The sequence below is a fragment of the Paenibacillus septentrionalis genome, from assembly GCF_042659865.1.
In the GTDB taxonomy this organism is placed as follows: Bacteria; Bacillota; Bacilli; order Paenibacillales; family Paenibacillaceae; genus Pristimantibacillus; species Pristimantibacillus septentrionalis.
This window is the reverse complement of sequence record NZ_JBHSTE010000001.1, coordinates 346,597-367,321: the sequence shown is the minus strand read 5'-3', so window position 1 is coordinate 367,321 and position 20,725 is coordinate 346,597. Positions and strand designations below refer to the sequence as shown.

At 43.6% G+C, this 20,725-nt stretch carries 22 protein-coding genes and 5 tRNA genes; 22 read left to right on the top strand and 5 right to left on the bottom strand.

What is annotated here, in order from left to right; translation table 11 throughout:
* The first annotated feature begins 87 nt into the window (after nt 1–87).
* From pyrF to ACFP56_RS01715, 13 genes are all read left to right on the top strand, one after another.
* Nucleotides 88–822, top strand: a complete 735-nt coding sequence (gene pyrF, locus ACFP56_RS01775) for an orotidine-5'-phosphate decarboxylase (protein ID WP_379230468.1) — start codon at nt 88–90, stop codon at nt 820–822.
* Nucleotides 815–1,465, top strand: a complete 651-nt coding sequence (pyrE, locus tag ACFP56_RS01770) for an orotate phosphoribosyltransferase (protein WP_379230466.1) — start codon at nt 815–817, stop codon at nt 1,463–1,465. Before pyrF ends, pyrE begins: the two co-directional genes overlap by 8 nt.
* Nucleotides 1,466–1,641: 176 nt before the next feature.
* Complete coding sequence (locus tag ACFP56_RS01765) at nt 1,642–2,355, top strand: ABC transporter ATP-binding protein (protein WP_379230463.1); 714 nt, start codon at nt 1,642–1,644, stop codon at nt 2,353–2,355.
* Nucleotides 2,318–3,382: an efflux RND transporter periplasmic adaptor subunit gene (locus ACFP56_RS01760; protein ID WP_379230461.1), complete on the top strand. Its 1,065-nt coding sequence runs from the start codon at nt 2,318–2,320 to the stop codon at nt 3,380–3,382. Before ACFP56_RS01765 ends, ACFP56_RS01760 begins: the two co-directional genes overlap by 38 nt.
* A 3-nt stretch (nt 3,383–3,385) precedes the next feature.
* Nucleotides 3,386–6,328 carry an ABC transporter permease gene (locus ACFP56_RS01755; RefSeq protein WP_379230459.1) on the top strand — a complete coding sequence of 981 codons (2,943 nt, stop codon included), beginning with the start codon at nt 3,386–3,388 and terminating at the stop codon, nt 6,326–6,328.
* A 3-nt stretch (nt 6,329–6,331) separates the two neighbouring features.
* Nucleotides 6,332–7,312 carry an ABC transporter ATP-binding protein gene (locus tag ACFP56_RS01750; protein WP_379230457.1) on the top strand — a complete coding sequence of 327 codons (981 nt, stop codon included), beginning with the start codon at nt 6,332–6,334 and terminating at the stop codon, nt 7,310–7,312.
* Between the two features lie 104 nt (nt 7,313–7,416).
* Nucleotides 7,417–7,587 (top strand): hypothetical protein, encoded by a 171-nt coding sequence (locus ACFP56_RS01745; RefSeq protein ID WP_379230455.1) that lies wholly within the window; start codon nt 7,417–7,419, stop codon nt 7,585–7,587.
* 136 nt (nt 7,588–7,723) lie between these two features.
* Nucleotides 7,724–7,800 (top strand) — tRNA-Met (locus tag ACFP56_RS01740).
* A gap of 40 nt (nt 7,801–7,840) precedes the next feature.
* A tRNA-Ile gene (locus tag ACFP56_RS01735) sits at nt 7,841–7,917 on the top strand.
* A gap of 5 nt (nt 7,918–7,922) precedes the next feature.
* A tRNA-Leu gene (locus tag ACFP56_RS01730) sits at nt 7,923–8,011 on the top strand.
* Nucleotides 8,012–8,054: 43 nt separating this feature from the next.
* Nucleotides 8,055–8,143: transfer RNA gene (locus ACFP56_RS01725), tRNA-Leu, on the top strand.
* Between the two features lie 371 nt (nt 8,144–8,514).
* On the top strand, nt 8,515–8,736 hold the full coding sequence (locus ACFP56_RS01720; protein WP_379230453.1) for a hypothetical protein: 222 nt from the start codon (nt 8,515–8,517) through the stop codon (nt 8,734–8,736).
* A complete protein-coding gene (locus ACFP56_RS01715; protein WP_379230451.1) occupies nt 8,694–8,975 on the top strand; it encodes a hypothetical protein in 282 nt (93 codons plus the stop codon). The genes ACFP56_RS01720 and ACFP56_RS01715 overlap by 43 nt, the downstream gene beginning before the upstream one ends.
* A 301-nt stretch (nt 8,976–9,276) precedes the next feature.
* On the opposite strand, the gene ACFP56_RS01710 is transcribed toward ACFP56_RS01715, so the two are convergent.
* The 3 genes from ACFP56_RS01710 to ACFP56_RS01700 all read right to left on the bottom strand — a co-directional run bounded on the left by ACFP56_RS01710 (nt 9,277) and on the right by ACFP56_RS01700 (nt 11,188).
* Nucleotides 9,277–9,570, bottom strand: a complete 294-nt coding sequence (locus ACFP56_RS01710) for a hypothetical protein (RefSeq protein WP_379230449.1) — start codon at nt 9,568–9,570, stop codon at nt 9,277–9,279.
* Between the two features lie 325 nt (nt 9,571–9,895).
* Complete coding sequence (locus tag ACFP56_RS01705; protein WP_379230446.1) at nt 9,896–10,516, bottom strand: HAD family hydrolase; 621 nt, start codon at nt 10,514–10,516, stop codon at nt 9,896–9,898.
* A gap of 597 nt (nt 10,517–11,113) precedes the next feature.
* A tRNA-Val gene (locus ACFP56_RS01700) sits at nt 11,114–11,188 on the bottom strand.
* A gap of 186 nt (nt 11,189–11,374) precedes the next feature.
* Between ACFP56_RS01700 and ACFP56_RS01695 the strand changes: the two genes are divergently transcribed.
* The 3 genes from ACFP56_RS01695 to ACFP56_RS01685 all read left to right on the top strand — a co-directional run bounded on the left by ACFP56_RS01695 (nt 11,375) and on the right by ACFP56_RS01685 (nt 14,409).
* Nucleotides 11,375–12,301 (top strand): S-layer homology domain-containing protein, encoded by a 927-nt coding sequence (locus tag ACFP56_RS01695; RefSeq protein WP_379230444.1) that lies wholly within the window; start codon nt 11,375–11,377, stop codon nt 12,299–12,301.
* Between the two features lie 110 nt (nt 12,302–12,411).
* Nucleotides 12,412–12,963, top strand: coding sequence for a cysteine hydrolase family protein (locus ACFP56_RS01690; RefSeq protein WP_379230442.1), 552 nt, complete (start codon nt 12,412–12,414; stop codon nt 12,961–12,963).
* Between the two features lie 3 nt (nt 12,964–12,966).
* On the top strand, nt 12,967–14,409 hold the full coding sequence (locus tag ACFP56_RS01685) for a nicotinate phosphoribosyltransferase (RefSeq protein ID WP_379230440.1): 1,443 nt from the start codon (nt 12,967–12,969) through the stop codon (nt 14,407–14,409).
* 52 nt (nt 14,410–14,461) lie between these two features.
* Here the strand turns inward: ACFP56_RS01685 and ACFP56_RS01680 are convergent, their stop codons facing one another.
* Nucleotides 14,462–14,686, bottom strand: a complete 225-nt coding sequence (locus tag ACFP56_RS01680) for a DUF3892 domain-containing protein (protein ID WP_379230438.1) — start codon at nt 14,684–14,686, stop codon at nt 14,462–14,464.
* A 12-nt stretch (nt 14,687–14,698) separates the two neighbouring features.
* Complete coding sequence (locus tag ACFP56_RS01675) at nt 14,699–15,415, bottom strand: MBL fold metallo-hydrolase (RefSeq protein WP_379231743.1); 717 nt, start codon at nt 15,413–15,415, stop codon at nt 14,699–14,701.
* Between the two features lie 291 nt (nt 15,416–15,706).
* Here ACFP56_RS01675 and ACFP56_RS01670 point away from each other — a divergent pair, with 291 nt between their 5' ends.
* The 6 genes from ACFP56_RS01670 (at nt 15,707) to ACFP56_RS01645 (ending at nt 20,675) form a co-directional block, all read left to right on the top strand.
* The gene (locus ACFP56_RS01670) at nt 15,707–16,282 is read left to right on the top strand and encodes a stalk domain-containing protein (protein ID WP_379230435.1); all 576 of its coding nucleotides are present in this window, start codon (nt 15,707–15,709) and stop codon (nt 16,280–16,282) included.
* Nucleotides 16,283–16,356: 74 nt separating this feature from the next.
* Nucleotides 16,357–16,668, top strand: coding sequence for a DUF1292 domain-containing protein (locus ACFP56_RS01665; protein ID WP_379230433.1), 312 nt, complete (start codon nt 16,357–16,359; stop codon nt 16,666–16,668).
* 370 nt (nt 16,669–17,038) lie between these two features.
* On the top strand, nt 17,039–18,055 hold the full coding sequence (locus ACFP56_RS01660; RefSeq protein ID WP_379230431.1) for a methionine ABC transporter ATP-binding protein: 1,017 nt from the start codon (nt 17,039–17,041) through the stop codon (nt 18,053–18,055).
* Entirely contained in the window at nt 18,055–18,714 is a 660-nt protein-coding gene (locus ACFP56_RS01655) for a methionine ABC transporter permease (protein WP_379230429.1), read from the top strand. The genes ACFP56_RS01660 and ACFP56_RS01655 overlap by 1 nt, the downstream gene beginning before the upstream one ends.
* Before the next feature lie 57 nt (nt 18,715–18,771).
* On the top strand, nt 18,772–19,641 hold the full coding sequence (locus tag ACFP56_RS01650) for a MetQ/NlpA family ABC transporter substrate-binding protein (RefSeq protein WP_379230426.1): 870 nt from the start codon (nt 18,772–18,774) through the stop codon (nt 19,639–19,641).
* A 167-nt stretch (nt 19,642–19,808) separates the two neighbouring features.
* Nucleotides 19,809–20,675 (top strand): DUF368 domain-containing protein, encoded by an 867-nt coding sequence (locus ACFP56_RS01645; protein ID WP_379230424.1) that lies wholly within the window; start codon nt 19,809–19,811, stop codon nt 20,673–20,675.
* Nucleotides 20,676–20,725 lie beyond the last annotated feature (50 nt).

Genomic DNA, 20,725 nt, shown 5'->3' with positions numbered 1-20,725 from the left:
CGATGCTACTTCACCTCGTGAGGTAGCATCGAACCCTATATAGCACTTTTTGGCAATAGTTAAAATGGATGAAGTGGAGGAGTATCGATGACAGCAATAACAAAAGCGGATGCAGCTGGAAAAGTGATGGTTGCGCTTGATTATCCAAGTGCTTCAGAAGCGGAGAAGCTGCTTGAACAAATTAGCGGAATTCCATGCTATATCAAGGTTGGGATGCAGCTGTTTTATGCATCGGGTCCTTCCTTCGTGGAAAGCTTAAAGCAGCGCGGGTTTAATGTGTTTCTTGACTTAAAAATGCATGATATTCCGAATACGGTAAAGGGCGGAGCTGCGAGCATTGCATCGCTTGGCGTGGATATGTTTAACGTTCACGCCGCTGGCGGAAGCACAATGATGGAGGCAGCAATGGAAGGCGTCCATTCAGTAAACGGTCTTGCCAAGCGTCCGACTGTAATCGCAGTGACTCAGCTGACAAGCACCTCACAGCAGATGATGAACGAGGAAATCGGTATTCAAGGTACGGTAGAGGATACGGTTATTCGTTATGCTCAGCTGGCAAAGCAAGCAGGACTGGACGGTGTTGTCGCTTCTCCTTCTGAAGTCGTTGCAATTAAGCAGGCCTGTGGAGTTTCGTTTCAAACGATTACTCCTGGCATTCGTCCAAAAGGGGCTGCCTTGAACGATCAGTCGAGAATTATGACGCCAAGCGAGGCATTGAAGCAAGGGACAGATTTTATGGTCATTGGCCGACCAATTACAGCAGCGGCAGATGCTAGAGCCGCATTAGAATCAATTATTGAGGAGCTGACGTCATATGAGTAATGTAGCACTAGAGCAATTGGCAAAGGATATTGCGCAAGCGTTATTGAACATTGAAGCTGTAGCGCTTCGCCCTAATGAACCCTTCACATGGACATCCGGCATCAAGTCGCCTATTTACTGCGATAATCGCTTGACGATGACGTATCCTGAAATACGCGAGCAGGTCGCTGACGGATTTGTAACCATGATCAAGGAGCTATATCCGAATGTTGAGGTCATTGCAGGTACATCAACTGCAGGCATACCACATGCGGCATGGGTTGCGCAAAAGCTTAATCTGCCTATGGTTTATATCCGCGATAAAGCGAAAGGGCATGGCAAGCAAAATCAGATCGAAGGACGCTTGCAGCCAGGACAAAAGGTTGTTGTGATCGAAGACCTGATTTCTACGGGCGGCAGCTCGCTAAAGGCGGCGCTAGCTGTTCGTGAGGCTGGAGCTGAGCCGCTGGCAGTGCTGGCAATCTTCACGTATCAATTCCAAACTGCAGTAGATGCCTTTGCAGAGGCAGGAGTTCCGCTCCATACGATATCAAACTATTCAGCATTAATTGAACAAGCTCTTGCTTCAGGGAAAATTGCAGAGGCAGACGTTGCATCACTGCAAGCGTGGCGCGAAAACCCGCAAGCATACGGGCAAGCTTAAAGTTCATTCTACAAAAAGGCTATTTTGATCGTTGATCAGAATAGCCTTTTTCTACTAATCTATGAAATAGAAATGAAATCCAGTTTTATTTTCAGAATTCTAATAATTCTTGTAACCTTTTTGCTGCAACCAACGTCTGTACATTAGATTAACTGTGGGGAGTGTCGTGAAATCAAATGAATAAAGAGACAGAAGTACATAACGATGCCGCTAGCAACGCTCCTTTATTAGAAGTGAAAGAGATGGAGCGAAGCTTTCAGGTCGGCAGTAAAGAGCTTCATGTGTTGAAAGGCATTAATATGAAAGTCGAGCGGCAGAAGCTTGTCATGCTCAAGGGTCGTTCAGGCTCCGGCAAGACGACACTGCTTAACAGCCTGGGCGGCTTGGATACGCCAAGCAAAGGAGCCATACATTTTAATGGCAAGCCGTTCAGTACATTAAGCGATAAGCAGCGAACGAAAATACGCCGCAATGATATGGGGTTTATTTTTCAGGCTTTTGCGCTTATGCCGCTGCTATCGGCCTATGAAAACGTCGAGCTTTCCTTACGCATGGCGAATAAGCCTAAAAAGGAGTGGAAGGACCGCGTAGAAGAATGTCTGGAGCTCGTTGGCCTGGAGAAAAGGATGCACCATCGTCCCTTTGAGCTTTCAGGCGGTGAGCAGCAGCGTGTGGCGATTGCAAAAGCAATTGCACATCGACCTATTTTGCTGCTGGCGGATGAGCCTACGGCAGAGCTAGATACAGCGATGTCAGCTCAGGTTATGGCCTTATTTCAAAACATTATTAGAAATGAACAAATCGCAATATGCATGACGACTCATGATCCTACAATTTTGGAGGTTGCAGACCATGTCTATGAAATGGTGGATGGAAAATTTATCTCGTAAAGCTGGTATCGTACTAATAGCCTCAGCAGTTATGCTAAGTGGCTGCAGTTTACTTCCAAACGAGAAGGAAGAAGAGGTGCTTCCTGAAATCAAACCGCCTCAAATATCGCAAAGACCGGAATATACAGTACAAACTAAAACATTAGAATCGACCGTATCCGTCATGGGTAAGGTGATCTCACTGGAAGAAGAAACGGTCTACTTCACCACGGGTGACCACAATGTTATGGATGTGTATGTGAAATCAGGTGATCAGGTAAAAGCTGGTGATTCGATTGCGACGCTTGATATGAGCGAGATGGAAAAAACGCTTCGTATGGAACGATTAGCGTTTCAGCGTGATGAGCTTGCGATGAAGGAATTGCTTCGTACACGCGATGAAATGGATCAGTCTGATTTTGAGCAGCAGCGAATTGCCTTTGAAGAAAAACGTCAAAAGCTGGCTGACATGGAAGCAGAAATCGCCAAATCGACCATTACTGCACCTTTTTCAGGAACGGTTGTCTCTTTGACTGTTAAAAAAGGCGATAAGGTAAAGGCCTATGATCCGATTGCGATTATCGCAAATACGGATATGCTTGTACCGGCTTCCAAGCTGACTAAATCAGAGCAGGAAAAAATCGCTGTAGGCATGGAGGCGATTATTACGATTTCCAATGGCGGCACAATTAGAGGCAAGGTGAAGCAGCTGCCTGTGCAAACCACCGAATCTGGTGGTGGTAATGGCGGCGGCGGAGGTGCAGCAGAGATTGAGCGCGTAGAGGACTTCATGATTATTGATGTGGAAAGTTTACCAGAAGGCGCAACTCGCGGTATTCCAGCTTCTATTAAAGTCGTGACGAAGCGTACCGAAAATGCGATCGTCATTCCGCCTTCCGCATTGCGCACGATCGGTAATCGCACCTATGTGCAGGTAACAGACGAGAATGGAAAACGTGAAGTGGATGTAGAGGTTGGACAGCAAACATCTACAGATGTTGAAATATTACAAGGGCTGACGCCTGGTCAGAAAGTTGTAGGTCGATAATCGATGAGGCTTCCTTTCTTTCGTTTTATTTTCCGCAAAATGTGGAATACACGTTGGCTTACGTTAAGTACACTTGCTGGACTTATCGTTGCTGTCGCATTTGCCACTAGTATTCCGATGTATGCGGATGGTGCGTTAAAGCGAGTGATCGCCAAACAGCTTGAAAATGACAGCGTTGATTCACCTGCAGGATCCTTGCTTATGAAGTATCAGGGAGTTGCTTCGGCTCCTACCAATTTGGAAGGCTTCCAAACGGTAGAACAATATATTCATGAGGAACTTCCTGAGACAATAGGCTTTGACTATCATACATTTGTACAGCAATACGGCATTCGCAGCAGTAATGTTCTGCCGACAGATACCTCGTTGGTGGATGCGAGTCGTACGCGTACGTTGACCATTCAGAGCATGAGCGGCTTGCAGGAGCATAATGAGCTTGTTCAAGGGCAATGGTTTAAGGATACGGTTGACGGTAGCGGCATGATTGAAGCCGTTATGCTGGAAGAGGGTATGTTCCGTACCGATGTTCACATTGGTGATATATATCAATACCGTATTGGCAATACTTCACAGAGTTTGCTTGTGAAAGTAGTAGGGGCCGTAACGCCCAATGATATGACGGATTCGTACTGGATGCTAGGCCTGGAGAGCAACTTTACGACACTGTTCATTTCAGAAAAAGTAATGAAGGAATACGTATTAGATAAACAGAAGATTGTGCTGCAAAATGCAGCTTGGTATTATAACTTTGATCTTTCACAAATTCAAAGCAGTCAAATTAATCCGTTATCGACGACCTTAAGTCGATTGGATATTGAGCTGTATCAGCGCTTGAAGGATACTCGTGTAGACCAATCGTTCGCTAGTACACTCGATCAATTTCGTCAGCAAAGCAATCAGCTTCAATCGCTGTTGTTTACTCTCGCAGCACCAATGCTGGCAATGGTCTTCTACTTTATTACAATGAATGCCAAGCAGGCACTGGATAAGCAGCGAAGCGATATTGCTGTGCTGCGCAGTCGTGGAGCGGGTACTAGACAGATCGTATGGATGTACGTCATTGAGAGCGTCATGCTCGGACTTGTTGCGCTTATCATTGGGCCGCTGCTCGGCTGGTTCATGTCGAAGAGCATTGGCTCGGCTGACGGTTTCCTGTCATTCGTTAATCGTAAGTCGATTACGATAGGCTTTTCGACAGAAACGATAATTGCAGGTTTAGTAGCGGTATTTATTGCAATGTTGGCAACCATCGTGCCTGCTATTCAATACGCGCGTGCTTCGATTGTCAGCTATAAGCAGGATCTTGCGCGTTCGGATAAAAAGCCGTTCTGGCAAAAATGGTTCCTGGACGTGGTGCTTGTTCTCGTATCAGCATATGGCTGGTACTTGTTCAATGAGCGTCAACTGCTCACCATGAATACAGGACTTGGCGCTGATGAAATGCAAGTACAGCCGTTTCTGTTTTTTGTTCCGGCCATCTCGATATTTGCAGTCGGACTTGTATGTCTTCGCATATTTCCATGGATATTGGCCTTGTTTAACTGGCTGGGCAAAAAGTTTTTGCCTGTATCGCTTTATTTGACCCTGACGCAGCTGTCACGCTCATCTAAAGGCTATTATCCTTTGATGACGCTGCTTATTTTAACTATTGGGCTAGGTGTTTATAACGCTTCAGCAGCAAGAACGATTGACTTAAACTCAACTGAGCGGACGCTATATCAATACGGAACTGATGTTGTGATTAAAACCGTTTGGGACGGCGTTCCAGAGCGCACTCCGAGCCAGCAGCCTGGTGGTGGTGGCGGTTCTGGCGGCGGTGGCAATGGCGGCGGTGGCAATGGCGGTGGTGGCAATGGCGGCGGTGGCTCAGGTGGCGGGCCTGGCGGCGGCGGACCCGGTGGTGGTGGTGGCGGAGGCGGCGGTGGTGGCAATCAGCCACCTGCCAAAATCCTTTACAGTGAGCCTCCATTCGAGGTGTTCCGATCCAGTCCGGGCGTAGAGGCTGCTGCTCGTGTATTGCAAACGCAACATAACATTATCGTCTCAGGTAAAACTGTTGGCAAAGGTACGATTATGGGAATCGACAACAAGGATTTCTCAGACGTTGCCTGGTTCGGTGAAGATCTGTATCCGGTGCATCCGGCCTATTATCTCGCGTATTTGGGTGAGTATGAGCATGGTGCGATTGTGCCGCAAAACATAGCGGATCGTTATCAGCTGAAGGTTGGAGATTTTGTTTCGGTTGCTTTTACGGATGGAACCGTGGAGTTTTCAGTAGTTGGTATCGTACCGTTCTGGCCGAGCCTGTACCCTGATGACGAACCTTTCATCATTGCGAATTTGGATTATATCTATGATCAACTGCCGCTTATCCCTTACGAGGTATGGCTGAAGCTGGACCCGGATGCGTTGGTTACGCCAATTGTTGAGAAGCTGCAGGCTGCCAATATGGATGTTGCGAGCGTAAAGGATGTGCGCAATGAGCTTATCGTCCAGTCCAAGCTTCCAACGCGCGGTGGAGTATTCGGGATATTAAGTCTTGGCTTCCTCGTGACGGTTGCGATTACACTTGCAGGGTATTTGCTATACTGGTTCTTTAACTTGTCTGGCCGCGTTGTACAGTTTGGTGTGCTGCGTGCAATGGGACTTTCAAAAAGTCAGCTGACGAGCATGCTGCTGCTAGAGCAGTTGTTTACAGCTGGTTTGGCGATTGCGCTTGGCTTCGGAATTGGCAAGCTCATTAGTTATCTGTTCCTTCCGTTTCTTCAAACGGCGGATTCGGCATCGAAAATGGTACCGCCTTTCCGCGTCGTGTTTGAATCCAGTGATACGAATCAGCTTCTTGCTGTCGTAATCACGATGATGCTAATTGGAGCAGCATTGCTGTTTATGCACATTCGCAAGCTTAAAGTGCATCAGGCAGTGAAGATGGGAGAGGAGCGTTAACAGATGATACATTGCGAAGGACTCGTGAAAATATACAAAACCGATGATCTTGAGGTTGTCGCACTGCAAGGTCTTAATCTAACGGTGACGCAAGGCGAGCTCATGGCGATTATCGGGAATAGTGGTAGTGGTAAATCTACGCTGCTTAACACGCTTGGTGGGCTTGATCGACCTTCTGCTGGTCAGGTTCGGGTAGGCAAATGGGATTTGCTGAAAATGACTGATGAGCAGCTCGTGGAATACAAACGCGATACTGTTGGCTTCATCTGGCAAAATAACGCGAGAAATTTGCTCCCTTATTTGACGGCTTTGGAAAATGTAGAGATGCCGATGATGCTATCGGGAAAGCTCGATCGTGCCTATGCCAAGCAGCTGCTGGAGTGGGTAGGACTTGGACATCGCATCAATAACAAGCTGCATCAGCTCTCCGGGGGCGAACAGCAGCGGGTAGCGATTGCTATTTCGCTGGCGAATCGTCCTCAGCTGTTGCTTGCCGATGAGCCGACCGGTTCGGTAGATACTGCAACGTCTGATATGATTATGAATATTTTCCGCAAGCTGAATAAGGAAATTGGCGTTACAATTGTGATTGTTACGCATGATATGGAACTGGCAAGTCAGGTAGATCGGGTTGTCGCGATTCGTGACGGCTTGACGAGCACGGAGTTCGTGAAGCATAACCCTGATCTTGCAGCGAATCGTGATGGCTTTGTCTCATTTTCTGCGCATCAGAAAGAGCAAAATGCTCACGTTGCTTATGTTGTTGTAGACCGAGTAGGTAGATTGCAGGTGCCTAAGGAGTACCTCAAGGCTATGAATATCAAGGATAAGGTGCTGATGGAATTTGATGGGGAGAAAATAACGATCACATCACCAGAGGCTCCTGCAGCTTCCAAGCAGAAGGAAGAGCAAGCAGATGAATCTCAGCCTGCTGAAGCTGATACAAGCGCTCAAGACGCTGCTGAAGCTGTCGAACGACACTAACACTTGCAAGGGTCTGACCTTAAGGTCAGACCCTTATATGTTTATCGCATGAATGCTTGGAAATTGGGTACTCTATCGGTAAAAATGATGGAGGTGCATTCAGGATGTGGGTGTATTGGATTCGTTTATATGAATCAAAGTTTCAAGCCAGCTGTGTCGTGCAGCGTATGGAGCATGATTACTGGATGTATGGTATGGACTGCCCAAAAGAAATTGAAATCTACAAATCCAATCGAGGCCGTTACGGCGTTAGATTTATGCCGGCGAGACAATAAAATAGCTGTAGTTAAGGGTCTATTTCTATAATGAATGTAGAATTTGAAGAAAATGTTGTAAAAAATGCTTGACGTGAGATGTTTATCTATAGTATATTAATTTATGTCGCCATTGCGAGTGACTTATTTTTAATGACGCGGGGTGGAGCAGTTCGGCAGCTCGTCGGGCTCATAACCCGAAGGTCACAGGTTCAAATCCTGTCCCCGCAACCAATTCTCTAGTCGGTAATGATTGCATTCATTATATGAACGAGGGCCCTTAGCTCAGTTGGTTAGAGCAGTCGGCTCATAACCGATTTGTCGGGGGTTCGAGTCCCTCAGGGCCCACCATTTTTGCCGGGGTGGCGGAACTGGCAGACGCACAGGACTTAAAATCCTGCGGTAGGTGACTACCGTACCGGTTCGATTCCGGTCCTCGGCACCACTAAGAAAACAAAGCTCTAATCATTGTTGAATATACATATTAAGCCGGGGTGGCGGAACTGGCAGACGCACAGGACTTAAAATCCTGCGGTAGGTGACTACCGTACCGGTTCGATTCCGGTCCTCGGCACCATTTGATAGATTTGTATATTGCACATATAGAGTGAATGTTTGTCCATTAAGCTAAGCTTAATGGTTTTTTTATTTTTTAGCGTTGCTGTGGCAGAACACAGCTGCATCATTACCAAAAGTTCCATCCTGTTATAAGGAATATACTCATGCTATAATGGAATCAGCAGAGGAGCAAGTCTCTTCGCTAAACAAGGAGCGTTGACGTTAGCTTGGCAGCTTGCGTTGAATCGCTCTTTTTGTGTTTTAAAGCCAGTTTGATTTTATTTAATGGTTCTAGGCAAGAGGTAGCTCGTATACTCTTCGGTTCGATCAAGCTACATACTTGAAATAGAACATACGTTCGGTTATAATGATTTCAAAGGCGGTGGTTATATGCAGCACGTAGTAGGTACATGGGTGCAGCTTATATATGTAGATAGCAAGCAACAAGTATCCATCAGGGATGTACGCGTATTGGCTGTTGGAGAGAAGCGTCTATTAGCTTATTGTGACACGGCTAAAGCCGTTCGGACATTCATGCTTGATAGAATTGTGGATATGGAGGGGTTGAAGTGGCGATTGAATGCAAAGCCTCAGAAGCAGCAGCAGGCATAGCCAGCTCCAATACAACTTGCTTGCAAGCGTGTAGCGGCAGATTTCCTGCTGAGCTAATCCGTTCCTTGCAGGAGCATATAGAGGTAGTCGTTATGATGCGTGACAGCCAGGAAGCAGAAGAGCTCAAGGTTGTAGGCACGGTAGAATGTATCGATCAACAGGCTGGTCGATTTCGTGTAGATGGTGAGTGGTTTAACGGTAATGAGATCGAGGCTGTTTATTTGAAAGAGCGAAGCTGATGGATTTACTAGCGCTTTTCGCTTCTAATTGTGTTAAGGTAAAAGGTTAATCAGTTTAAACAGTTTGAGCTCAAACAGCGTCATAAGCTCGAGCAACGTGAATCAAGTGTCAGTGCAAGCGTGCTGACGCTTTTTTGCGTTTAACTATTTATTTTTCTCGAGCTTCTTATCTGACAGACAACTATGTAAAGTCGATAATAATGAATACATATAAGGAAGGAATGTATGTATTTCCCCCGGAAGCTCGTTTAACAAACGCAACTTTCGGGGGATGCATCTTTTGGAGTTTATCACAATGGGGCTACTCAGTATCCTCGTTGAACGTATCCTGTGCGGCATTGCCTTTCCCTTGGTCATCTGGATATACACGTTCAGTTCCTTTATGCAGCGCCCGATTCTCATAATCGAATCGATTAGGTGGCCGCTGATCCTTGCGCCATGGTGTGCTTTTGCCAAGTGTTTCTGCGTTGATAGGCGAGCCGTAGGGGCCCTCTGCAAACTCCTCAGCCGTTAAGTCATTACGCTGGGACTCTACGGTAGCCAGATCCGTATACTCGCTTCGTTCTTCCTTAAGAAAGCCTTCCTCTTTTGTCATAGACACCCTCCTTAGCATGGTCATTAGTATACCCATTGGACGAGTGAAAATTGCAAATGTAGAAACCTATAGTACAGCTTTAAACGAAAGGTTAACATGGTTGGTGCAATGATACTGTGAAGAGCGCTACACAACGGTTTTAGGTTAATACGTATTTGATTCATATTGTGAAGGAGCGAATTACTAGTGACAATGCAATTTTTTTCATTCTTGACTACTACTAAATAGAAAAAACCGCCTTTTTCAAGACGGTTAGATTGAGTTGACAAACTGTTCCCTATCAATTGATGATTTTACCCAAATGAATACTGATCTCCTAATGTATCTAATCTACAAATTTCAGTATATCTAATGGCTTTTCAAACTTGTATTTTGCGGGTATGTTTTCATGATTTTTACATCCCCATAAAGCTAATCCGAAATCAACACCAGCATCTCTGGCACATTCAAAATCATAAATAGTGTCACCTATGTATATTGAAGATGAGGGTTCAGCTTTTGAAATCTCTAAAAACTTAATAATTGGTTCAGGATTTGGTTTATGTTTCTTTGTATCATCTGCACAAACTATATATGAAAGATAACTCATTAGGCCAAATGGTTCAAAATCATCTTTTAATTCTTGTTTCGTCTTTGATGTGACAATACCTTGGTCTAGACCCTTTTTCTTTAAAGTATCCAAAAGAATGTTGATTTCATTGTAAACATGAATTGAATGATAGAAGTCTTTCATAAAGAAATTCCATCTTTCATTAGCCTTATCAATATTATCTATACCAAGTTTAGGCAAAGAATCGGAACCTGGAATCCCTAATACAAATGACAATTCTGACCGTGCAACATCCTTGTTGTAATCTGTTTTTAGAAGCTTTTGAAGTGATCCCAAAACCGCATCTTCTGTATTAATAAGTGTTCCGTCAACATCGAAAATAATAGTCTTATACATTGTTCCACAAACCTCCTATAAATTGCCGTGTACTTCTAATTTTATAGTATCACTTAAGATTGATTGCTTTCAAATTTTTTAATTAATACTGGACAGTGTTATGAAGCGTTAGTTGGAATGCTGCACAGTACGACGAAACAATGAATGGGATTAGACTAGATATTGATTACAAAAAAATAAGTAAGAAACGTTTCAAGCCGCTGAAATTGTACATAATATTTTTATCTTGCTATGTAGAAATCGTTAGCTTGAAAAAAAGATTCTCTACGGTAAAAGTAATTAGGATCATAATATGGGTGGAGGACGTATTGGATTCATTCTCAATAAACAGGATGACAGGAGTGGACGATAGTTGGAGGAGAGTGGAAAACTGATAGAATCTAGCAATACTTTAAGATAACTGATAGTTCCTGGCAAAAGAATAGAAGACGAAAATGATAAGTACAAACGCTTAGTTTGTACTTATGTTCAATCGAATCAATAATAATTTCGTCCCCAAAAATATTAGGACATCATAACGATAAAAAACCAAGAGATAATTCACCTTGTAAAACAAGAAAACCCCTTGATATATCAAGGGGTTGAACGTTTATATTCTGGTAGGACGGGCGGGGATCGAACCCGCGACTTCTACCCTGTCAAGGTAGCACTCTCCCGCTGAGTTACCGTCCTATAGCACGTATAGCAACATTAGCTATATTATCACAGCGTATAGCAATTATCAAGCATTTTATATCAAAAACAGTTAGGCAATAACTGATATGAATAGGACAATAGACTTAAAATTTCATTGTTGCGCAACAATTTTTTGAGCTGCTTCGTTTAATCGTGTGAAACCAAATTAAAGGAGGAATTGATGTGAAAGGGAAACGTATGGCAGCAATCGTATTGTCGCTTGCAACGGTGATGGCCTTGACTCCTGTTGCTTCAGCTTTTAGTGATATTAAAGGACTGAAGGGAGAAAAGCATATTCTTCAATTGAAGGAGAGAGGCGTCATTAAGGGTGATGCGAAAGGGAAAGGTGCATATCATCCTCAAGACAAATTAAGCTACGCACAAGCAGCAGTCATGCTTGATGAGGCGTTCGAACTCAGTCTAGCTCATATCCTATTTGTAAAAGAGCCAAAGGCTAGTGATGTGTACACTAAAGTAAAGGATAATACATGGTATTCTCAAGCATTTGTAGATGGATATCACAATGGTCTTATCTTTGATAAAGACATTAATCCAAACGCACCAATTAGCCGTGAAGAGTTCGCTGCTCAACTAATGAAGCAAGTGGATCGTTTAGGCGACTATGCGTTAATTAAAATGTATGTTGGGTATACTGATGAAGATAAAGGCAAAGACGAATACAAGGGTGAAATCCAAAAGCTGCTATTGCTAAAATTCGCTGAGCTGAATAAGGACGGGTCCTTTAATCCAACAAAGCCGATCACCCGTGAAGACGCTGCGATTTGGGTAAGCAATGCTTTGAAATTTGTAGAAGAGCAATTTGGTGATAAAGAAGAAGAACAAGGTGACAAGCAAGTGGCATTGTCTGAGCTAACATTCAAAACTGAAAAAATCAACGATGATGTGAACAAGGTTACGGTTAGCGCAACTGTACCGCATCCAGGTTATGGCATGAATATTTCTGAAATCAGCTTTGAGGGTGATGTTGCGATTATCAAGCTGACGCAAGTAGATCCAAATCCGGATATGATGTATCCACAGGTGATCTCAACGGTAACAGCTGATACGTATATTTCATCTCAATACAAGATTAAGCTTATAGCTGAATAATAAACAGAAAAGAAAGATGGAGGAGATACCTTCCATCTTTCTTTTCTGTTTATTGACTTCTTACGAAAAAACTTCATAATATAACCATTACCAATTTTGAGGTGAGAACTGTGAAGGCTTTGATTGTCATTGATTATACGATTGATTTTGTTACAGGGAAGCTTCCTTGCGGTGATCCAGCGATTGCCATTGAGGAGCGGATAAGTGCTTTAACGGAGCAATTTGTGAAGGAAGGCCAATATGTGGTGATGGCTGTAGATCTTCACGAGGAAAACGATTCGTATCATCCGGAAACAAAACTTTTTCCTCCTCATAATATTAAGGGCACTTCAGGGAGACATTTATATGGTAAGCTGCAGCACGTTTATGATACGAATGCCAGCAGCATTTATTGGATGGACAAAACGCGATACAGCGCATTTTGCGGAACTGATCTGGAGCAGCGCTTACGGGCAAGAGGGATTCATGAGCTGCATCTCGTAGGGGTTTGCACCGATATTTGCGTGCTTCATACAGCCGTTGATGCATATAATAAAGGCTTCGCCATCACGGTTTATGAGGATGCAACGGCAAGCTTTAACGCTGCAGGTCATGAATGGGCGCTGGGACATTTCAAAAATTCGCTGGGTGCGAAGGTTTTGCGAGAAGGAGAGCAGGTGTAGGTTATGACAGAACAGCATTTAATGCTGCACACGGATAAATATCAAATTAATATGATGTATGCGCATTGGAAGCACCACACTCATCATCAAAAAGCTGTGTTTGATGTTTATTTTCGCAAGCTGCCATTTGGCAACGGCTTTGCTGTTGCAGCAGGCTTGGAGCGGATCGTTCGCTATATTGAAAATTTACGATTTACTGATGAGGAAATTGAGTTTCTCGCGAGGCAGGAAGAGCAGTACGACCTGGCCTTTCTTGAGGAATTGAGACAATTTAGATTCCACGGTGATCTGTATGCAGCAGTAGAAGGGACTTTGGTGTTTCCAAATGAGCCTATATTGCGAGTAGAGGCTTCTATTTTTGAAGCACAAATTATTGAGACGGCTATTTTGAACTTTCTTAATTTCCAAACCTTGATTGCGACGAAGGCTGCACGCATTAAGCAAGTTGCCCCGAATGATATATTGCTTGAGTTTGGCTCAAGAAGGGCACAGGAGGCTGATGCGGCGATTTGGGGAGCAAGAGCGGCTTGTATCGTAGGATTCCATGCGACGAGCAATTTACGAGCTGCGATGCTGTTTGGCCTGGACGCCAAAGGTACGCATGCACACGCATGGGTGCAAATTCATGAAAGTGAGCAAGAGGCGTTCGATCGTTATGCAGAGGCACTGCCAGATAATGTAACGCTGCTTGTTGACACCTATGACACGCTGCGTGACGGTGTGCCTCATGCGATTGAGACAGGTAAAAAGCTTGCAGCAAAAGGCAAAAGCTTGAAGGCAATTCGTTTGGATAGCGGTGACTTGGCTTATCTGTCCAAGAAGGCGCGCGTCATGCTCGATCAGGCAGGCCTGCAGGATGTGAACATTGTTGCCTCCAACGATTTGGATGAAAATATTATCGTGGAGTTGAAAGCGCAAGGAGCGAAAATCGACAGTTGGGGTATCGGCACGAAGCTGATTACCGCTTCAGACAATCCAGCGTTAGGTGGCGTATACAAGCTTGTTGCGAAGGAGCAGGACGGAGGCTATGAACCGGTCATCAAAATTTCCGGCAATCCCGAGAAAATAACGACGCCAGGGAAGAAAAATGTATATCGCATTATCAACAACGAGACAGGCAAGGCGGAAGCCGATTATATCGTGATGCATGATGAGGTGCTGGAGGGCAGCAAAGAGCCGCTGATGCTTTATGATCCTTCTCATCCGTTTATTCGGCGCAAGGTGGAAAATTATCGCGTACAGCCGCTGTTGACACCTATATTTGCTGCGGGACAGCGTGTATATGAGCTTCCAACTGTAACAGAAATAGCCGCTTATCATGTAAGCCAGCTCGATTTATTTTGGCCGGAGACACTCCGCAAGCTGAATCCTGAGAAATACGATGTTGTGTTAAGTGATAAAGTGTGGAATATGAGAAAAGAGCTGATTAATCAGCACGCCAAATAAAAAGAAGGTAGGATGAAGCAGGCGGCAAGCCTGACATCCTACCTTCTTTTCATTAAAAGGTTGGCAATTGATCTAGATTATTTGAAGGTGTATCGTCCGGAATCGACCGAATATGCTGTTCATGGTCGCGGCCTTTAAAAAGCTGCAAGTTTTTGATTTCTCCGTTTTTAACCATTTCCTGTGCCTGCAAATAATCTACCACTGTTCCGGAGGATAGCTTGAATTCTACAATATCACCCTCACTATTTCGTCTTACAGCGACAACCTCTTGCTGCATAGGATCAGCTCCTTATTCGATAATAGACGGTTTGCCTTGCTCGACAATTTCCATAGCACCCGTCTTACCGATATAGTTCCCAATTGTATCGCCATAATGCATGAGTTTAATTTTTCGTTGAAGCTCAACCGGAAGGGTTAGCAGCTCCTCAAGTGTTGCGTGCACTTGTCCAGGCGGCTCTAGCTGGCAATCATGATAAATCGTTTGGATTCCAGATTGGTGAAGCTCTATGAGCAGATTTGGACTGAACACCATATCTGCGGAATAAAAGAACGCATCATTAAAAATAAATGAGTAGCTATCTTTGTTTTTAATATGCTCGGTTTTTAACAGCTTCACCTTGAGATCAGGTGCGAGTTCAATATCGACATTCGGTTGAAGGGGGACAACGTGAAAGAAATCTTCTATCTGATTCAGTTCCCCCTGGGCCATTCCACCGCGCAAGGAATGGTTCCATAATGGCTTGATCAAGGATTCTGCTATGTACAGCGTAGGCTTGCGAGAATACGTGTACATCATCTGAAAAGCAAGTTCCTCAAGCCCTCCAATGTGATCGGCATGAATATGACTAATTAACACACCGTCCAAGTCAGAAAAATTTCTCCCTGATTGATATAAGGCATGAGGCAGAGTGATTCCACAATCGATCAAAAGCCTCAGATGTTTGGTTTCGATTAGAGCATTATTATTAAAAAAGTTTTTAGCAAAGGCGTTCCCTGTACCAAGCATTGTAATGTTCAATCAGAAGCCTCCTCCCACGACATTCATTTAAATATAGGGCATCTTTTTATGTACTGTCAGTAATATGGATCACAAAATTGGAAAATCGTATTAGTTGCATTTTATAGAAAGTACTTCGAATTTTCAATTAGTCAACAGATTTTCACAAACATACAGCTGTTGATTTCTAAAGATGAAAAATATTTTATCATTAATTTTCTTTCATTCTACGCAACTTTTTTACAGATTGCCAGTCTAACCTTGTATAGGAAAGCTCATATACTGGAGGTTATTCAGACAATGAAAGGTAAAAAAATAATGCTGTTCATTTGTGTCATCATGGTATGGGGCTCAACCATTGTATTCGCTAATGCATCCAGTCAGAAGATTAAAGTTCTTGTCAACGATGTGAGTTTGGGCGAGGTTGGTGCGCTTATCGATAACTCGACGTATTTACCGCTTCGTCGAATAGGTGAATCGCTTAATGCCATTATCGAGTGGAATGCTAGCAGCAAAACTGCGATGATCTACAGCCCGAATGTACATATGTTTGTCTATAACAGCAGCGGTGGTTCAGAGACAACGTTTGGCGAAGTATCCAAAGGCTTCAATGGAAAGATTAAAGTGTTTGCGCAAGTTGATGATGTTCAATTTAAATTAAACGCTGTTCGATTCACGATTGTTGACCCAAGCGGCAAAGAAACACAAATTCAAAGAATCCCCGTAGATAAAAACAGAGACAACTATTGGTTTGTTACGGATGAGACAAGCTATCGGTTTAGTTCTTCTGGCAAATATACGCTGCGCTGTTACATGCAAACAGAATTTAGTGAAGATTGGGTCGTTACTTCTGAAAAAATTATTACATCGACCTAATTCAGTTTGACCGTACCATCACATTCTGATAGGATGAGAATGGTGAATATACAAATTGAAAAGAGGTAACGACTGTGAGTGAACATCAACACGGACCAGACTGCGGATGCGGACATGATCACGATCATGAGCATGAAGAGCATGTGTTTATTATAGCAAATGATGAAGGCGAAGAGCGAGAGATGGTAATGGTCTACACGTTTGAGTCAGAAGATAATGTGTATGCTGTTTTGCTTGACCGTCAAGATCCAGAACGTGACGGTGTTATTTTCCGAGTCGAGGAAGAGGATGAAGAAACATTCCTGGTCGGCATTGAGGACGACCAAGAATGGGATCGTGTTCAAGCGATCTATGAAGAAATTGCTCGTACTGAAAACGGTGAATAAGCAAGAAGTGAAAGCGGCTGTGCATATCCATGCATAGCCGTTTTTTAACGTGTTCTGTGTGTCTAAAAAAAGAATTTTTTGCAAAATTAAGAAATTGTTAGAGACAAACGCTGAAATTTATTGTATATTATTATCACGATAAAACACAGCGGAATAATCGGATATAGTTCTCTACGGTTTTATCATGGTTAGTTCGGGTAGAGCTGCCAATCTATTGGTGTGCACATTGCACGTTGCGCGTTGGTAATCACAGGCTTCTTGTTTAGCATATAAAGGCAACTGAACAGGAATACTATCATCAACAACCTTCGCAGTAGAAAGGTCTGATAAACACGAATATATAACCTCAAGCAAGTAGGAGGTAACTCAATTGATACAGCTTAAAGAAATTACTAAAATATACGGGAAAAAAAACAAAACGACGACTGCGCTTTCCAAGCTGAGTCTTGATGTAAAAAAAGGAGAAATTTATGGCGTTATCGGCCATTCGGGTGCGGGAAAAAGTACATTAATTCGCTGTATTAATCTTCTTGAGCGTCCAACAGAAGGGGAAGTATGGGTTGGAGGCGTTGAGCTGACTCGATTAGGAAAAAAAGAATTGCAGCAGCAGCGTGGCAAAATCGGCATGATTTTTCAGCATTTTAATTTATTATCGTCATCTACTGTTTATGATAATATAGCTTTTCCGCTAATGCTAAGAGGAGCATCGAGAGCCGAAAGTAAACAAAAGGTTGATGAGCTGTTAAGCTTAGTAGGCTTGGAGGCTCACCGCAGCAAATATCCTGCCCAGCTGTCAGGTGGTCAAAAGCAGCGGGTCGGAATTGCTCGGGCCTTGGCCAGCGACCCTGATGTACTTCTATGTGATGAGGCAACCTCGGCATTGGACCCTCAAACGACAGATTCAATCTTAAGCTTGCTGCTTGATATTAATCGGCGGTTTAATTTGACTATTATGCTGATTACTCATGAAATGCATGTTATACAAACGATTTGTGATCGAGTGGCTGTTATCCATGAAGGCGGTATTGTCGAGGAAGGGCCCGTATCAGAAGTATTCCTAAAACCAAAGCATTTCGTTACGAAGGAATTCATCAATCGCAATTCAATTGGCAGTGAAGGAGTAAAGCTTGCAGAAGCGCTGTCAGGCCAAGCCTGGAATCGCTTGATTAAAATTACGTATCTTGGCGCTAAAACATATGAATCTGCACTTTCGCAAGTGGTCAAAGAAACGAACGTCAATTTTGCGATATTGCAAGGTGAAATCTCAACGATTAAGGACGTGCCGTACGGAAAGCTGACCGTATCACTTGAAGGAAGCGATGATGCCGTGCAGCGCACGATCGAGATGCTGAAACAACGAGAGTTAGATGTGGAGGTGATCGATTAATGGATTTCTCTAGTATCGACTGGTCTGAAATGAGACAAGCTACGCTAGATACGCTGTTGATGATGGGCTTCTCTACACTGTTTACATTTCTAATCGGGTTGCCTCTTGGCATTTTATTATATGTATGTTCACGAACGAATTCTATCGTCTTGCAATTTGTTTATAGGATCTTATCTTTTATTGTCAATATCATTCGATCTGTTCCGTTTATTATTTTGATTGTAGCTCTTATTCCGGTGACGCGCGCCATTATGGGAGTATCAACGGGAGTAGAGGGAACGATTCCTCCACTAGTAATTGCAGCTGCACCATTTTTTGCTCGTTTGGTTGAAACAGCTTTGAGAGAAGTCGACCGAGGCGTTATTGAGGCGGCATATTCGATGGGAGCTTCAACACTTCAGGTCATTCGCAAGGTATTGTTGCCAGAATCGTTCCCAGGACTTATTGCTGGTATGACGATTACAGCCATTACGTTAATTTCCTATACTGCGATGTCTGGTATGGTAGGTGGTGGCGGATTAGGGGATCTGGCGATTCGATATGGGTACTACCGTTATGAATCCGAAATTATGTTAATTGCAGTCGTATTAATGGTTGTGCTAGTGCAGATCCTACAAATGCTGGGCGACCGCCTTGTAATTTATTTTTCTAGGAAATAAGGACATTAACATAGATAGATTTTCCTTATTTATAAAAACAATGGAGGGTAAACTGTTATGAAAAAATGGTCATTATCTTTACTTACTCTGGTGATGGTACTAGTGCTTGCTGCTTGTGGTGAAGGCAACAATGGTACAGGCAACACATCGAATCAAGGTACAACAAATACTGGCGCAGCAAATGAGACGCCAACGGAGCCGCCTGCTGAACCAATTAAACTGGTTGTTGGTGCGACCGTACCACATGCCGACATTCTGAAATTTGTTGCTCCGTCATTGGAAGAGCAAGGAATTGAACTGCAAGTGAAAGAATTTACAGATTATGTCCAGCCAAACGTTCAAGTGTATGAAAAACAGCTTGATGCGAACTATTTCCAGCATCAGCCTTACCTTGATGATCAGAACGAAAAAAACAATTTTGATCTGGTATCTGTAGCGGGCATCCACGTCGAGCCGTTCGGTGCTTATTCCAAAAAGTACACATCTGCCGAAGAAATCGAAGATGGTGCGAAGGTAGCGATTCCAAACGATCCAACTAATGGCGGACGCGCACTGCTATTGCTTGAAAAGCAGGGCTTCATCACTTTAAGCGAAGATGCAGGGATTCAGGCAACAAAGAAGGACATTGTTGAGAATGTGAAAAACTTGAATATTATCGAAGTAGATGCAGCAATGCTTCCACGTCAATTGGATGAGGTTGATTTTGCATTAATTAATACGAACTTTGCGCTTGAAGGCGGACTAAACCCTACAACAGACGCATTGTTTATCGAAGATAAAGAGTCGCCATATACGAATATTGTAGTAGCTCGTCCTGATAACAAGGATTCTGAAGCGATACAAAAGCTGGTTGAGGCTCTAACAACTGACGAAGTTCGACAGTTCATCGAAGAGAACTATGAGGGTGCTCTTGTTCCAGTATTCTAATTCACATCATATAATTGAAGCTTTACGAGACGAGCCAGTGTTGGCGGACTAGTTCCCTAACACTGGCTCGTTTGCTTTCTTTTGCTTTTTAATTGGAAAAAGCTCGTGAAATGAAGTACAATATTGTGGTATTACTGAAGTCAGATTGTGTCTTAATGGAGGAAATTATGTTGAATTGGAAGCAGATGTTAAAGGGAATGCTGATGGGCACAGTGGAGACGGTTCCGGGCGTAAGCAGCAGCACGATTGCGATGCTGATGGGAATCTATGAGAAGCTGATAGAATCAATAGGGCAATTGACTTCGAAGCGCTGGAAGGAAGGGGTTGCTTACCTGATTCCGATTGGGATCGGCATGGTAGGCGGCTTTCTTGTATCGGTATTGTTAATTAGTTATTTACTTGAGAATTTTCAGCAGTTCACTCATTTCTTATTTATGGGGCTAGTAATTGGGATCTTGCCATCTCTATGGAATACTTCAAGACAGAAGGAGAACGGCACTTATAAATGGACACATTTTATTGCAATGGCCATTGCATTTGCAGTAGTAGCGGCGACACGCTTTTTTGATGATAAAGGGACTGCTATTATGACAGATCTATCTGTACTTGATTACGTGTTCTTATTCTTTTCGGGTTGGCTTGCAAGTACAGCCTTAGTGCTGCCAGGTATAAGCGGAGCGCTTGTATTAACAATTTTAGGTGTGTACTATACTGCAATTTCAGCGATATCTTCGCTTGATATTCCGATTATCTTGACGCTTGGAGCAGGGATCGTCGTAGGTGTGTTAATTACGAGCAAGCTGATCCGTTTTCTGATGAGTACGTATACGATGCTTATGTATGCGTTAATGATCGGTTTGATTGCAGGATCGAATGTCGTGCTGTATCCAGGCCTGCAAGGCGGCATTTTGAATGGATTCATCTGTCTGATTGCAGTCGCTGCCGGATTCATAATTGCTTATTATGGCGGGCGCATAAGCCGTCAAAGCAATACTAAATCAGAAGATTCGTCCAGTATAGCAAAAGTATCATAACATCAAGGCGAGATGCGAGTTTGCACAGGAATCATGACTAACCACGTCCA